Origin of the sequence: Arthrobacter sp. YAF34 (genome assembly GCF_052113245.1) — a bacterium.
Lineage (GTDB): Bacteria > Actinomycetota > Actinomycetes > Actinomycetales > Micrococcaceae > Arthrobacter.
The window spans coordinates 337,448-351,242 of record NZ_JBFRCV010000002.1 but is presented as its reverse complement, the minus strand read 5'-3'; the positions used below and the strand labels follow the sequence as shown (position 1 = coordinate 351,242).

Below are 13,795 nucleotides of genomic sequence, written 5' to 3'. Positions count from 1 at the left end.
TTCCTGACCTTTTCTCGGCTCGCTAGGACTTCACGTCCACTCTAACCGTGTGGTACCCGGTGGCCCCGCTGGGCGCGACGGGGGCTGACTCCTCCACCTGGGGCACGCCGTCGAGGGCCGTGGCCCGGACCTGGACCTCGTAGCGTCCCGGCGTCAGCACAAGCGGCAGCTTCCACTGGTACCACGTGTCCTTGGAGATGCCCGGGGCCAGCTCGGCCTGCTGCCAGTCGCCGCGGTTGACCCGCAGCTCCACCTTGCCGATGCCCGTGTGCTGGTCCCACGCGACGCCGCCGAACACGATTGTCCCGGCCGTCACGTTGGCCCCGTCCTGCGGCACGTCGATGCGGGACGAGGTCTTGATGGGCCCGCGCTCGCTCCAGCCGCGGGGTGTCCAGTAGGCGACGTCGTCCGCGTAGCGGGTCACCTTCAACTCGGTGACCCACTTGGTGGCCGAGACGTAGCCGTACAGGCCCGGGACGATCAGCCGGACCGGGAAGCCGTGCTCCAGCGGGAGCGGTTCGCCGTTCATTCCGACGGCCAGCAGCGCGTCGCGGCCGTCGGTGAGGGCCTCCAGCGGAGTCCCGGCCGTCCAGCCGTCCTCGCTGCGGGACAGCACCATGTCCGCTTCGGGCTTGGGTCCGGCCATGGCGAGCAGTTCCCGGACCGGCCAGCCGAGCCACTTGGCGTTGCCGATCAGGTCGCCGCCCACCTCGTTGGAGACGCAGGCGATGGTCACGTGGCGTTCCGTCAGGGGCTTGGCCAGGAGGGCGGCGAAGTCGATCTCGACCTCTCGCTCCACCAGGCCCGTGACCTTCAGGGTCCACGTGTCCGGGCCCACCAGCGGGACGCGCAAGGCGGTGTCGATCCGGTAGAAATCCTTGTTGGGCGTCACGAGCGGGCCCAGGCCGTCCAGGTGGATCTCCGCCCCCGCGGGGATGGGTGGCGCCGGTGAGGCGGCCGCCGGGAGGGCCAGTTTGCTGCGCACGTCACTGACGACGGCGGCCGCTCCCCTGAGCGTGGACGCGAGCACCCCGGCGATGGCGGCAACCGCGGTGGTCCCGCCCAGCGCCAGCAGGAAGCGGCGGCGGGCGGGCCCGGTTCCGGCGGCCGGTGGTTCTGTGGCCCCGTCCGTAGAGGGCAGCCACGCCTCGAGTTTTCGGATGAGCCAGCGCAGCAGGGCGATCCCCACGAGGGCCACGAGTACCGGGACGGGGATGGCGTTCGCGGTCAGGTCGGCCCGGCTCAGGACGGCCACCAGGCCCACCGCGCCGAACACCGCGATGATGGTGACCCCGGCGAACCGGCGCCGTACTTCCAGGACCCCGGACAAGGCGGCGAGCGCGGCGATGATCAGTGACATGCCGCCCAGGAGTGCCACCTTGTCCGCGGTACCAAAGACGGAGATGACCCATTCCTTGACGCCCGGGGGGACGGCATCGATCACGGCCCCGCCCACGGCCGTCACGGGAGACACTGTGGGGCTCACCAGGCTGGCGGTGAGTTCGCCGAGGACAACGGCTGTCCCGACCGCCACCAGCCCGGCCCCGGCGGCCCACAGGTCCCGTACCCGCCGTTGCCTGGCCTGCGTGGCCGCCGGGGGCTGGGCTCCCGGCGGCCGGGGCCGTCCTTGCTGCACCTGCGTTCCGCCTCGAGGCTGATCCTGGCCGAGTTCCTGGCCGAGTTCCTTGTCCATGTCGTTTCCCTGCCCGTCGGAGCCTGCGCCCCGGTTCACTGTTGGGGTCCTGCCTGAAGTTGGTGGTCCGCGGCTTTCACGGGAGCCGGGACAGGCGTTCCGTCGCTGGAATCTCCGTCCGGGGACTCCGGCCCGGAGTGCCCGCGGGCGGAGGCCTCCTGGCCGGGAAGCAACAGGGAGAAACGGCACCCGCCGTCGACGTTCTCCACGGTGACGGCGCCCTCATGGGCCTTGACGATTCCGGCGACGATGCTCAGGCCAAGGCCCGCCCCGCTGTAGCGCGGGGTGCCTCCCGCTGCGTCCGGTCCGGGACTCCCTGCGTGGTTGTCGGCTCCGGGCTGGCGGCCGGCCGCCCGGCGGCCCGGGTCTTTTTGCCAGCCGGTCTCGAACAGATGCGGCAGGTCCTCTTCGGGGATGCCGCCGCAGCCGTCGGTGACCGCGACGACTGCCCGGTCGCCTTCGCGGCCGACTTCCACGGTGACCCGGGAGCCGGGCGGGCTGTGGACAATGGCGTTGAGGACGACGTTCCGGATGGCGCGCCCCATCGACGGGCCGTCGGCGAGGGCCATGCACTCCCTCTGGCCGCCGCCGTCGAGGGTGACGCCGTGGCGTTGCGCCACCGCGGCGAGGTCGGCGATGGCGTCGCTGGCGAGGTCGTACAGATCCAACGGCTCGGCCTTGAGCCGGAGGGTTCCGGCGTGGATCTTCGACAGTTCCAGGAGGTCGTTGACCATGCCCGCCATGAGGTCGGTCTGGGCGATGATTTTCCGGTAATAGCCCGGAACGTCCGCCGCCATGCCGTCTTCCAGGGCCTCGGTCATGGCCCGCATGCTCGCCAGCGGGGTGCGGAGGTCGTGGGAGATCCAACTGACGAGTTCGCGGCGTGCGCTTTCGACGGCGGCTTCACGCTGGCGGGATGCTTCCAGCATCCGGCTGCTGGATTCCAGTTCGGCGGCGAGGGCGGCCAGTTCGTGGCTCATCACCGGGGACTGGATCCCCGGGCTCTCGCCGCGGCCGATGTTCCGGGCGGCGTCGACCAGCGCCTTCGCGTTCCGCGACACCCTCGATCCCAGGATCAGGGCGATGGCAACAGCCACCGCCGAAGCCACCGCCAGGACGTACCACATGACCTCGAGATCCCGGGCAGAGATAAACATGGCGTGGAAGGCGCTGACCATTCCGGCGGTCAGGACTGCCAGGGCGGCGAGCACCACTACGCAGATCTGGGCCGTGAAGGAGGCCCTGCGCAGCGGCCTCAACACGAGCAGGGATGCGGCTCCGATCAGGGCGCCCCAGGCCACTGCCCAGCCGATGATGGTCAGGAGTTCAGAGGTCTGCACCGGCGGGCTCTTCCTCGTCACTGGGGTCCAGCCGGTAGCCCACGCCCCAGACCGTTTTCAGGATGGCGGGGCGGGTGGGGTCGTCCTCGATCTTCTCCCGCAGCCTGCGCACGTGGACCGTCACCGTTGAGAGGTCCCCGTAGTCCCAGCCCCAGACGGCCTTCATGAGTTCCTCGCGGCTGAAGACCTGGCGGGGACGGCGCAGCATGAAGGCCAGCAGGTCGAACTCCCTGGCCGTCAGCGCCAGGGGTCGGCCGTGCCGGGAGACCGTGCGTGCGGCCGGGCTGAGGTCGAAGCCGCCCAGCTCGACGGAGGGCTCGGGGCTGAATTCGGGGATGCTCCGGCGCAGGACGGAGCGGACCCGCAGGACCAGTTCCCGGGGCGAGAAGGGTTTGGTGACGTAGTCGTCCGCGCCGGCTTCCAGTCCCAGGATCCGGTCGTCTTCGGTTCCAAGGGCCGTGAGCATGATGACGGGGACACTATGTGCCGCCCGGAGCCGGCGGCACACTTCCACGCCGTCGAGGCCCGGCAGCATCCGGTCCAGCAGGACCAGATCCGGGCGCTGTTCGCCCGCGAGGCGCAGGGCCGTGAACCCGTCGGCGGCGAGGACCACCTGGAATCCCGCCTGGACGAGATAGTCGCGGACCACTTCGGCGATGGTCGGCTCGTCTTCGACAACGAGGATGCGCCGGTACTCCGTTGCGTCGGGGGCCGGCTGGGTCGTGTTCACGCTTCCAGCATAGGTTCGCGGTCCGTCCGCGGGCAGTCATCGGCAGCCCTGCGGGAGATCGTTCCCGAAGACGTAATATCCCTGCCGCCATGCGGCTGTGAAGTCTGCTGCGAGGTGGCGTAGCCTGACTCTATGACAGTTCAACTGGGTATGCCCCAGCCCCGCGAGGCAGGCAGTCCAGGAGCGGGCTTGTCTTCTTCCGCCGCACAGTCCGGTCCGACCGCACTGTCCGGCCGCCCGGAAGGCACACCGGCCGGGCTCGTGGATCGCTACGGCCGCCGCGCCACGGACATGCGCCTCTCCCTGACGGACAAATGCAATCTGCGCTGCACCTATTGCATGCCGGCCGAAGGCTTGGAGTGGCTGTCCAAGCAGGCGGTGATGTCCGCGGAGGAGATTGTCCGGATCGTGCGGATCGGCGTCGACATGCTGGGTGTGCGCGAGCTGCGGCTCACCGGCGGCGAACCGCTGGTCCGGGCCGACCTCCTCGATATCATCGCCGCCCTGCGCCAGGCGCACCCCGAGCTGCCAATCTCGATGACTACCAACGCCGTCGGCCTGGACAAGAAAGCCGCCGGGCTGAAAGCCGCCGGACTGTCCAGGATCAACGTCTCGCTGGATTCCCTGCACGAAGAAACCTTTACCCAGTTGACCCGCCGCCCCTTCCTGAACAAGGTCCTCGCCGGCGTCGACGCCGCCTGGGCTGCAGGCCTGGGCCCGGTCAAGCTCAACGCCGTGCTGATGCGCGGGATCAACGACGCCGAGTCCCCGGCACTGCTGGCCTGGGCGCTGGATCGCGGCTACGAGCTGCGCTTCATCGAACAAATGCCGCTGGACGCGGACCACGGCTGGACCCGCCGGAACATGATCACGGCCGCGGAGATCCGCGAGCTGCTCTCCACCGACTACGTGCTCAGTTCCGATCCGCGGGACCGCGACGGCGCCCCGGCGGAACGGTTCGAAGTCCGGGCCCGCGTTCCCGGCACCGGCGAGGCCACCGGCCCCGTGCTCGGCACGGTCGGCATCATCGCCTCGGTCACCGAGCCGTTCTGCTCCGACTGCCGCCGGACGCGCATCACGGCCGAGGGCAAGATCATGAGCTGCCTGTTCTCCCGCGAGGAGGTGGACCTGCTGGGACTGCTGCGGGAGGGCGCCAGCGACGAACAGCTCGCCGAACGCTGGCAGGATGCCATGTGGATCAAGCCCAAGGCCCACGGCATGGACCATGTGGGACTCGACGCCCCCGACTTTGTCCAGCCGGACCGCAGCATGAGCGCCATCGGAGGCTGACTTTTTCGTGAACGTACGCTACTTCGCTGCCGCGCGCGCTGCCGCCGGCGTGGATGAAGAACGCTTTGAACTCGCCGACGGCGACACCCTCGCCTCGCTGTTGGAGGCGATCCTCGCCGTCGAGCGCCCCGAACCGCCGGCCGGCACACCGCCGCTGGCCCGCATCCTGTCCCGTTCCAGTTTCCTGCTCAACGAGGTCGCCGTGCGTGACCATGCGGCGGGGCTCAAGGCTGACGACGTCGTCGACGTGCTGCCGCCGTTCGCCGGCGGCTAAGCCTCCAGCGCGTCCCGTACGCTCTGAGCCACCGCGGCGGCGCCGGGCTCGCCCATGACGATCGTGTAGTGATTGACGTCCGGTACCTCACGAACGGTGAGCGCAGGGAGCTTTTCCGCCCAGGCGTCCAGGTAGCCCGGCGCATAGAGCCCGGCAGGTTCGTTGAGGAGGCCCCGCGGCGCCCGGAGCACCTCGGTGGCCACGGCCAGTTCGTCCAGGGCCCTGAGCAGCGATGCGCCGCGGTGCAGCTCGGCGCTGTCGTCCGCCATGGCCTGGTAACGCGTCGCCGGCCTGAGCTCAGGCTCTTCGCCGGTGAGGTCGTAGTCCACGTACTCCTCCACGAACGCACTCCAGTCCGCGCTGAAGGCCGGGTGCTGCCGCCAGAACGCGCGGTAGACCTCACGGCTGGGGAACGTGGCGTTGAGCCTTTCGGCGGCGGGGCCGAGGATCGCGGCGATGATCTCCTGGTCCGACAGTCCTGCCGGGACCTGCAGCGGCAGGCCGCCGTCGACCAGGACGAGAGACCGCACCCGTTCCGGGAACAGGTTTGCCAGGACCACGGAAGCGAACGCTCCCATCGAGTGCCCCACCACGACCACCGGGCCCGTGGTCAGTTCCGCCAGCACGGCCGCCAGGTCTTCGGCGTGGGCGGGCATGCCGTAGGGGGCCGGCAGGGAATTGCTGCGGCCGCGCCCGCGCAAGTCCGGGGCGATGATCCGCACGTCCGGAAGCGCTGCCGCGAGGTACGCCCAGGCCCTGTGGGAGGCGGTCACACCGTGGACCGCCAGGATCGTCGGCGCCCCGGGGTCGTCGGGTCCCCACACGGCGGTGTGGAGAGTGCCGCCGCGGACGGCGATGTCCGTGGTGCGGTAGCTTGCCTTGCTGGCTGTTGAGGTCATGGGGCTGTTCCTTCCTGGGGCGGGGTGGGGCTGGCGGTGGTGGTGGCGGTGGCGCCGGCGGCTGTGCCGGGCGCGGGAGATAGGGCACGCTCGATGAACTGCATCATTTCTTCAAAGACTTCTTCCGGAACGTCCGGCCGGGCGCCGGGGGCGGGTTCGGCGCCCTCCTCGTCCCAAAGGACCCACCGCATGCCGATGAGCTCGCCGATGCCCATGAGCGCCCAGGCCGCTACGGTGGGATCCATCTGCCGGACCTCGCCGCTGAGCTGGGCCGCCTTGAGCCCTTCGATGTAGCCGTTGACGATCCGGGTGTAGTGCAGCCGGAGGGCTCCCGGCGAAACGAACTCGGCCTGCCGGATGATCCGGTACAGGGCCGGGTGCTCGGCCGTGAACTTGAAGAACGCCCGGAAGCCGGCCCGTTCGGCCTCCAGCCGGCTTCCCGCGGCACGGGCGGCGTCGGTCATGGCGTGCCGGACGCGCCGGTTCAAGTCCTCCACGACCTCGTCGAAGATGGCCTGTTTTCCGTCGAAGTAAAGATAGAAGGTGCCCAGGCCGACCCCCGCTTCCTCGGTGATCTTGACAATCGAGGCCTCGTGGTAGCCCACCGAGGCGAAGACGGTCTCGGCCGCCTGCAGCAGTTTGGCCCGGGTGCGGGTCCCCCTCGCGGTGCGCGGCGCGGCACTCATGCCCGGTCTCCCTTCCCTGTCGTGGATCCGGCGCGGGCGCCGGCGGGGGTTCCGGCGCGGGCGCCGGCGGCGGTTCCGGCCGGCCGCTGCGCCGGCAGTTGAGGCGCCGCCGTTTGATCCCCCGTCAGTTCGCTCCGCAACCGCGCCCGCAGCACCTTGTTCAGGGCCGTCCGGGGCAGCGAGCCCACCATTTCGATCCGGGTGGGGACCTTGAAGGGCGCGAGCTGGGAGGCGCAGTGCTCCCGCAGGTCCTCCGCATCGGTGGCCAGTCCGGGACGGATGACCACGAAGGCCGCCCCGGTTTCACCCCAGCGTGCGTCCTCGACACCCACGACGGCGGCCTGCGCCACGGCGGGGTGCGTCAGCAGCACGGCTTCAACCTCGGCCGGGGCAACGTTTTCGCCGCCGGAGATGAAGATGTCCTTGAGCCGGTCAACCACCTTGATGAAACCGTCTGCGTCGCGTTCCACCAGGTCGCCGGTGCGGAGCCAGCCGCCGCTGAGGACGGCGGCAGTCGCGGCGGGATCCCGGAAGTAGCCGGCGAAGACGCCGGGACCGCCCACGAGGAGTTCACCTGTTGCGGCGCCGTCGAGGATCTCCCCCGTCGCAGGCTCGGCCACGGCCACGGCCACGTGCGGGTAGGGCTTCCCGGAGTAACCCAGCATGCGGGCGGCGTCCTCGTTGGCCAGGCACAGCACGTTGGGCGAGGCCTCGGTCAGTCCGTAGCCCTGGCTCAGGGCAACACCCCGGCGGTGCCAGATCCGTAGCAGCGGCGCAGGCATGGGAGCCCCGCCGACCACGGCGTGGCGCAGGCTGCCAAGTTCGGCGCCCGCGAAGTCCGGGTGTTCGGCCAGCATGAGGTACTGGGTGGGGACGCCCATGAGCATGGTCACGCCGCGCTCGGCGATCAGCTGCAGCACCCGGCCAGGTTCGAAGCCGCGTTCCAGGACCACCGTGGCTCCCGTCCACCACGCGAGCAGCGGCTGGATGTTCCAGCCGCCGACGTGGAACTGCGGCAGCACCGCCAGCACGACGTCGGTGCTGCCCAGATCCATCGTCCGGGACAGGGACAGATTGGTCCAGAAACAGTTCGCGTGCGTGAGCACTGCCGCCTTGCACGCACCTTCGGTCCCGGACGTGAAAATCATCAGGAGGGCGTCGTCGTCGCGCACTTCCCGTTGACCGGTCCAGGCCCCCGGCTCCCCCACGGCGCCACTGGCACGTGACGGAGCCGGCACGGACTTTTCAACTCCGCCGGGGCCCAGGGCCGCTGTCCGCGGCCGGTGTGCGAGCAACCCGCACGCGGCGGCGGCGAGCGAGTCCAGCTCGTCTTCGACCAGGAGCAGCTGCGGATCCGAGACCTGAAGCTGGGTGGCAAGCTCCTTGGGCGTGAGCCGCCACGACAGCGGTACGAGGACCAGCCCGGCCTTGGCACAGGCAAAGAACACCACCACATGGTCCGAGCTGTTGCCCGTCAAGGTGGCAACCCTGTCGCCAACCACGTACCCCACCGACCGGAAGCCGGCCGCGAGGGCGGCCGCGCGGCGCTCCAGCTCGCCGTAGGTGAGGGTGCAGCCGCGGTCATCGATGGCAACCCGGTGCGGGGTCGCCAGGCTGCGGTCCGTGGTCCAGCGGCCGAGGGTGTGCAGTCCGTCTACGGGGCTCATGCCGCTTCCTCCAGAATCTCCCGGGACGTGTCCGCCCGTTGTCCGCCTCGCCGCGGGTTGTGCCGCCCCGACCGTCCTGCCAAGCGCTCCGCGGCGCCCGTCAGGCCGCCCGGGAGGAACAGCACCACCAGGATGAACAGCGTGCCGAGGATAAACAGCGGCTCTGACAACGGTACCCGCAGTATGTCCGGGAGGGACCTGACGGCGTCGGAATTGGCCAGCGTGGTCAGGCGCTGATCCAGGATTGTGTAGAAGACTCCGCCTACGACTGCTCCCCAGCGGGAACCGACGCCGCCGAGCACCACCATGACCAGCAGCGTGATGGTGAGGTCTGCGGAGACGGCCCGCGGCACGGCGCCGCTCTGCAGGAGCAAAAAGACCATGCCGATGATGCAAACCAGGACGGCGGATAGGACGAAAATCAGCAGCTTCACCAGGTAGGGTTGCAGGCCCAGGACGCGGACGCGGAGTTCATTTTCGCGGATGGCAGCGGCAACATGGCCCGCGCGGGAGGACTGCACCCACGTCACCACCAGGAAGACCGCGACCAGCACGGCCAGGGCCAGCCAGTAGAGGTTGCGGGTGTTGGCCACGCCCACCAGGAAGTCCGGCAGGTTGTCGGTGCGCAGCGTCAGCCCTTCATCGCCGCCGGTGACGCCGTTGGGGTTGCGGCCCACAATCACCGAGCCGGCCTGCGCGAAGGCGAGCGTCACCATGGCGAAGGGTATGCCACTGACCCGGAGGCTGATACTGCCCACCACGTGGGCCAGCACGATCACGATCAGCAGGGTCAGCCCCATCGCCGGAAGCAGCGGGATGTCCAGGTTCTGCAGGATGATCGCGAGGCCGTAGACGCCGGCGCCGAAGTACAGCGCGTGTCCGAAGGAGAGCAGCCCCGCGACGCCGAGCAGCAGATGGTAGGTCAGCGCCGCGGCGGCCATGACCATGCACATGGCCAGCAGTTGCAGCGAACCGGGCGTATAAGTCGGGCCGGGCAGCACGCCTGGCAGGGACAGGTTCAGCAGCGGCAGGAGTATCAGGAGCACGAGTCCGGCCAGCGCGGCCACTGCGCCGGCTACCCGCCCGCGGCTCAGACCTGGCCGGGGCGCCCGGGAAGGGGCACCCCGGCGCGGTCCGGCGTCGGGCCCGTCCGTGGCAGTGGCGGGGCCGCCGGTTTCCGGAGTATCCGTATGGGTGGTCATGAAGTTCTCCCGAGCAGGCCGGAGGGACGGAACAGCAGCACGAGCGCCAGGGCCAGCACCACAACGAAGTCGCCCGTGCCGCCGAGAAAGAAATTGGCGAACTGCTGCAAGACAGCGACGGCGACGGCGGCGATCGCGGCACCGGTCAGGGAGCCGAGGCCGCCGATCACGGTGACGATGAAGGCGAAGATGAGCAGCGAACCGCCGAGCATCGGTGAGACATAGCCGAAGTAGTGCGAAGCGAGGACACCGCCCAGGCCGGCGGCCGCGCCGCCGATCGTAAAGACCAGGGTGAAGGCCTTACGCACGTCGATGCCGAGGGCCGTGACCATGGAGCGGTTCTCGACGCCCGCGCGGATGATCATGCCGTAGCGGGTGTTTTTCAGGAAGAACACCAGAGCCAGCAGGACCAGGCCGGCGGCAATGATGCAGACAAAGCGGTCATTGGGCACGCGGGCGCCGAAGATTTCCGTGGTCTCCTTGAACCAGGCCGGTCCCTGGATAAACACGGGGTCCGTCCCCCAGATGCCGTCGAAGAGGGCCACGGCCGCCAGCGAGAGCCCCACCGTGATGAGGACCTGCTCGATATGCCGCTGGTACAGCCGCCGGATGAGGACGAACTCGGTGAAGGCAGCAAACGCGGCTCCCGCGGCGGCACCGACCAGGAGGGACAGCAGGAAAGCTCCCCAGTTGTCGGCGCCCGCCCGCAGGGCGATCTCCCATCCGGCGAACGCGCCAAAGGTCAGGAAGGCGCCGTGCGCGAAGTTGAGGACGCCCATCAGGCCGTAGATCAGGGACAGCCCGGCGGCCACGAGGAAGTAGAGGGCACCGAGGCCGAGGCCGGTGAACAGCAACAGGACCAGGGTGCTCACAGGGCGGCACCTTTCGCGGCGGGCTGCTCACTGTCGACGCCGGTGGCGTCGCCGGTCGAGACGCCCAGATGCCGCTGGGTCAGCTCGGCGTCGTCGAGGAACTCCTGGGCACTGCCGGTGTGGACCACCCGTCCGCCGGAGAGGACCACGGCCCCTTCGGCAAGCCGGCGGACCACGTGCAGGTTTTGTTCGACGAGCAGGATGGGGACGGTCTTGGCTGCTTCCGCCAGGGTCTCGGCGACTTCGGCCACGATCTTGGGCGCCAGGCCCTTGGTGGGTTCGTCGACGAGGAGAATCTTGTTCGTGTTCAGGAGGGCGCGGGCCAGCGAGACCATTTGCTGCTGGCCGCCGGACAGCGATCCGGCCATTTGCCTGGATCGGGCCAGCAGGTCCGGAAAGAGCTCCTCAACGAACTGCCGGCGCGGCGAGTCGTCGCGCTCCGCGAGCCGCAGGTTTTCGGCCACCGTGAGCTTGGAAAACACCTCGCGGTCCTCGGGCACGTAGCCCACACCGCTGCGGACAATCCGGAAGGTTGGGTGCGCGTCGATCCGTACGCCGTCGAGTTCCACTTCCCCGGTGCGGTCAATCAGGCCAATGATCGCCTTGATGGTGCTGGTTTTCCCGACCCCGTTGCGGCCAAGCAGGGCGGTGATCCCGGTGGCCGGCACGGAGAAGGAAACGTCTTCGACCACCTGCTGGCCGGCGATGTGGGCATGGAGGCCGCGGACACTCAGGATCGGTCCCGGGCCGCGGAAGCTGTGCATTGCGGGGCTCATACTGGTTCTCCAAGGTAAGCGCTCTGGACCGTGGGATCTGCCATGACGGCATCCGGACTGTCCAGGGCGAGCAGGCTGCCGTGGTGCATGACGGCCACCCGGTCCACCAGGCCCAGGACGACGTCCATGTGGTGCTCCACCATCATGACGGTGCAGCCGCGGTCCCGGTGCATTCCCCGAATGATTGCAGTGAGGGACGGGACGTCCCCCGACGCCACCCCGGCCATCGGTTCGTCGAGGAGGACGACGGCGGGATCCGTCGCCAGGAGCACGGCGATTTCCACCTTGCGCTTTTCGCCGTGGGAGAGGTCTCCCGCCGCCGTCGTGAGCTTGCCGGTGAGGCCCACCTCCGCGATGGTGCCGCGCGCGATCCGGGTCGCCTCGTCCGAGGCTGACGGGAACCGCAGGACGCTGAAGCTGCCGCCGAGTTTCGCCTGGGCGGCGAGCCGGACGTTTTCCAGCACGCTGAGGCGGGGAAACAGGTTGGAGGTCTGGAAGGTCCGCCCCAGCCCTGCCCGGGACCGGCGGTGGATCGGCGCGGCCGTGATCTCGCTGCCGTTCAGTGTGATGCTGCCCGCGGTGGGCCGCAGCACGCCGGAAATCAGGTTGAACAGGGTGGTCTTGCCGGCCCCGTTGGGGCCGATGACGCCGATCATCTCGCCGGCGCCGACCGTGAAGCCCACATCCTGGAGGATGTGCACACCGCCGATCTGCAAGCCAAGGCCGTCCACCGCGAGGGCGGGCAGGGCTGGGGTATTCATTCGGGTCCTTCGTTTTCTCGCTGGCTGGTCTGGGAAGTGTGCCAGGCGCCGAAGCGCCCGGCGGTTACTTCTTTTCCGGCGGCGCGACGGTGTCGCCGGGAACCACCTTGACGAGCTCGGGAATCCACGTACCGCCCTTCTGGGCCAGCTTGGCCTGGTACATGTCCTGGATCAGGGCGTGGTCCGAGGCGCGGACGGTTTCCTTGCCTTTGGGGCCATCGAAGCTGAAGCCCTCGAGGGCCTTGACCATGGCGTCGGTGTCCGTGCCGCCTTCCTTGACGGCCTGGACAATCATCTGGCCGGCCACGAATCCGTCCGGGGTAAACAGATCGGGCTTCTGGCCCGCCTTCTCCACCGCGGCGACCATTTTCTTCTCCACGTCAGTGCCCGCAGCGCCCGGGAAGTAGTGGTTGAGGAAGCTGATCTTGGAACTTGCCGCGCCGTAGGCGCCGAAGGTGGCCGCGTCACCGAGACCGGTCACGACGGGGGCGGCGTCGAAGACGCCCTGCTGGCTCAGGGTCTGCCACATGGTGCCGGATGTTGCCCCGGCCCAGGCCACGAAGACCATGTCAGGCTTGGCGTCGATGAGCTGGCGGGCGAACGGGGTGAGCTCCTGGCCCTCCGCGACGAGGATCGGTTCCACCGTGGCGCCCTTGGCGCCAAGGACGGCCTTCACCGCGGCGACGTTGCCCTGGCCGAAGGCGTTGTCCTGCGCGAACACCACGACCTTCTTGCCCTTGGTGTCGATAAAGGTGCCCGCGGTGGCCACATCCTGCAGGCTCTGCCGCCCGGAGCGGAACGTGTATTTGTTGATGCCCTGGATCGCGTCGGTCGCGGCGGGGCCGGAAATGTAGAGCACCTTGTTCTGCTGGGCCTGCTCGGCGAGCTTCAGGGCGATGCCGGACGATTCCGTGCCGCCGATGATCTTGTAGCCCTTACCGATCAGGTCCTTGGCGGCAGTGACGGCTTTGTCCGGGTCGCCGCCGTCGTCTGAGTACGTCAGGTTGATCTTGGCGCCGTTGACCTCGCCCGTGCCGCCGGTGGCGTAGTCGATGCCGGCCTGCAGACCCTGGTAGTAGGTTGCCCCGTAGGCGGCCAGCGGTCCGGTCTTGGAATAGATGATGCCGACGTTGACGGGGTCGGCCTTCGCGCCGGCGCCACCCGACCCGGCCGGGGCGGAGGAGCCCGAGGTCGGCGCACAGGCGCTCAGGGTGAGCCCGGTGGCCATCGCGGCGGCCAGCAGGAACTTCTTCGTATCCTTCACGGGATGCCTTTCTTGAGAACCCATGGATGGGCAGGAATTCCAGGTGATCACCCGGATCAAACCTGAAAGGTGATTCAGATTACGGTAAATCTATGGTGCAGGTCACGCGGTGTCAACGGTTCACGCCACTCTTCGGCAACATTCCGGCAACGATTCCGGGATCGATGGGGTCAACGGTTTGGGCGGCCCGGCGGCGGAACACGGCCGGGCAGACGATCCGGGGCGGCCGCAGGGGGCTGCGCGCGGCTGGTGGCGCCGGGCAGGGTTCCGCCCGGCCCGGCGAGGGAGTGGGACAGCCTTGGGGCCCGTCAGGGTGCGGTGGCCGCGCGAGGAGGCCGCCG

General features: G+C 69.2%; 13 protein-coding genes. 2 read left to right on the top strand and 11 right to left on the bottom strand.

All coding sequences use genetic code 11. The features are described 5' to 3' along the window. Window positions 1-22 precede the first annotated feature (22 nt). From AB4Y72_RS03960 to AB4Y72_RS03950, 3 genes are read right to left on the bottom strand one after another with little or no spacing between them, the layout of a single operon-like run. Window positions 23-1,693, bottom strand: a complete 1,671-nt coding sequence (locus AB4Y72_RS03960) for a molybdopterin-dependent oxidoreductase (protein WP_441424854.1) — start codon at window positions 1,691-1,693, stop codon at window positions 23-25. A gap of 35 nt (window positions 1,694-1,728) precedes the next feature. Then, on the bottom strand, window positions 1,729-3,033 hold the full coding sequence (locus AB4Y72_RS03955; protein ID WP_441424853.1) for a sensor histidine kinase: 1,305 nt from the start codon (window positions 3,031-3,033) through the stop codon (window positions 1,729-1,731). Further along, window positions 3,020-3,763, bottom strand: coding sequence for a response regulator transcription factor (locus AB4Y72_RS03950; RefSeq protein WP_441424852.1), 744 nt, complete (start codon window positions 3,761-3,763; stop codon window positions 3,020-3,022). Before AB4Y72_RS03950 ends, AB4Y72_RS03955 begins: the two co-directional genes overlap by 14 nt. Window positions 3,764-3,913: 150 nt before the next feature. On the opposite strand from AB4Y72_RS03950, the gene moaA reads away from it, so the two are divergent. Together moaA and AB4Y72_RS03940 are read left to right on the top strand one after the other, a co-directional pair. Continuing rightward, complete coding sequence (gene moaA / locus AB4Y72_RS03945; protein WP_441424964.1) at window positions 3,914-5,053, top strand: GTP 3',8-cyclase MoaA; 1,140 nt, start codon at window positions 3,914-3,916, stop codon at window positions 5,051-5,053. 7 nt (window positions 5,054-5,060) lie between these two features. After that, window positions 5,061-5,327 carry a MoaD/ThiS family protein gene (locus AB4Y72_RS03940; RefSeq protein WP_441424851.1) on the top strand — a complete coding sequence of 89 codons (267 nt, stop codon included), beginning with the start codon at window positions 5,061-5,063 and terminating at the stop codon, window positions 5,325-5,327. On the opposite strand, the gene AB4Y72_RS03935 is transcribed toward AB4Y72_RS03940, so the two are convergent. The 8 genes from AB4Y72_RS03935 to AB4Y72_RS03900 all read right to left on the bottom strand — a co-directional run bounded on the left by AB4Y72_RS03935 (window position 5,324) and on the right by AB4Y72_RS03900 (window position 13,454). After that, entirely contained in the window at window positions 5,324-6,226 is a 903-nt protein-coding gene (locus AB4Y72_RS03935) for an alpha/beta hydrolase (RefSeq protein WP_441424850.1), read from the bottom strand. The genes AB4Y72_RS03940 and AB4Y72_RS03935 overlap by 4 nt on opposite strands. Next, window positions 6,223-6,912, bottom strand: a complete 690-nt coding sequence (locus AB4Y72_RS03930; protein WP_441424849.1) for a TetR/AcrR family transcriptional regulator — start codon at window positions 6,910-6,912, stop codon at window positions 6,223-6,225. The genes AB4Y72_RS03935 and AB4Y72_RS03930 overlap by 4 nt, the downstream gene beginning before the upstream one ends. Further along, a complete protein-coding gene (locus AB4Y72_RS03925) occupies window positions 6,909-8,579 on the bottom strand; it encodes a class I adenylate-forming enzyme family protein (RefSeq protein ID WP_441424848.1) in 1,671 nt (556 codons plus the stop codon). The genes AB4Y72_RS03930 and AB4Y72_RS03925 overlap by 4 nt, the downstream gene beginning before the upstream one ends. Next, window positions 8,576-9,781 (bottom strand): branched-chain amino acid ABC transporter permease, encoded by a 1,206-nt coding sequence (locus tag AB4Y72_RS03920; RefSeq protein ID WP_441424847.1) that lies wholly within the window; start codon window positions 9,779-9,781, stop codon window positions 8,576-8,578. The genes AB4Y72_RS03925 and AB4Y72_RS03920 overlap by 4 nt, the downstream gene beginning before the upstream one ends. Continuing rightward, window positions 9,778-10,653 (bottom strand): branched-chain amino acid ABC transporter permease, encoded by an 876-nt coding sequence (locus AB4Y72_RS03915; protein WP_441424846.1) that lies wholly within the window; start codon window positions 10,651-10,653, stop codon window positions 9,778-9,780. Before AB4Y72_RS03915 ends, AB4Y72_RS03920 begins: the two co-directional genes overlap by 4 nt. Then, a complete protein-coding gene (locus AB4Y72_RS03910; protein ID WP_441424845.1) occupies window positions 10,650-11,429 on the bottom strand; it encodes an ABC transporter ATP-binding protein in 780 nt (259 codons plus the stop codon). Before AB4Y72_RS03910 ends, AB4Y72_RS03915 begins: the two co-directional genes overlap by 4 nt. Beyond that, entirely contained in the window at window positions 11,426-12,190 is a 765-nt protein-coding gene (locus AB4Y72_RS03905; RefSeq protein WP_441424844.1) for an ABC transporter ATP-binding protein, read from the bottom strand. The genes AB4Y72_RS03910 and AB4Y72_RS03905 overlap by 4 nt, the downstream gene beginning before the upstream one ends. Before the next feature lie 64 nt (window positions 12,191-12,254). Continuing rightward, the gene (locus AB4Y72_RS03900) at window positions 12,255-13,454 is read right to left on the bottom strand and encodes a substrate-binding domain-containing protein (protein WP_441424843.1); all 1,200 of its coding nucleotides are present in this window, start codon (window positions 13,452-13,454) and stop codon (window positions 12,255-12,257) included. Window positions 13,455-13,795 lie beyond the last annotated feature (341 nt).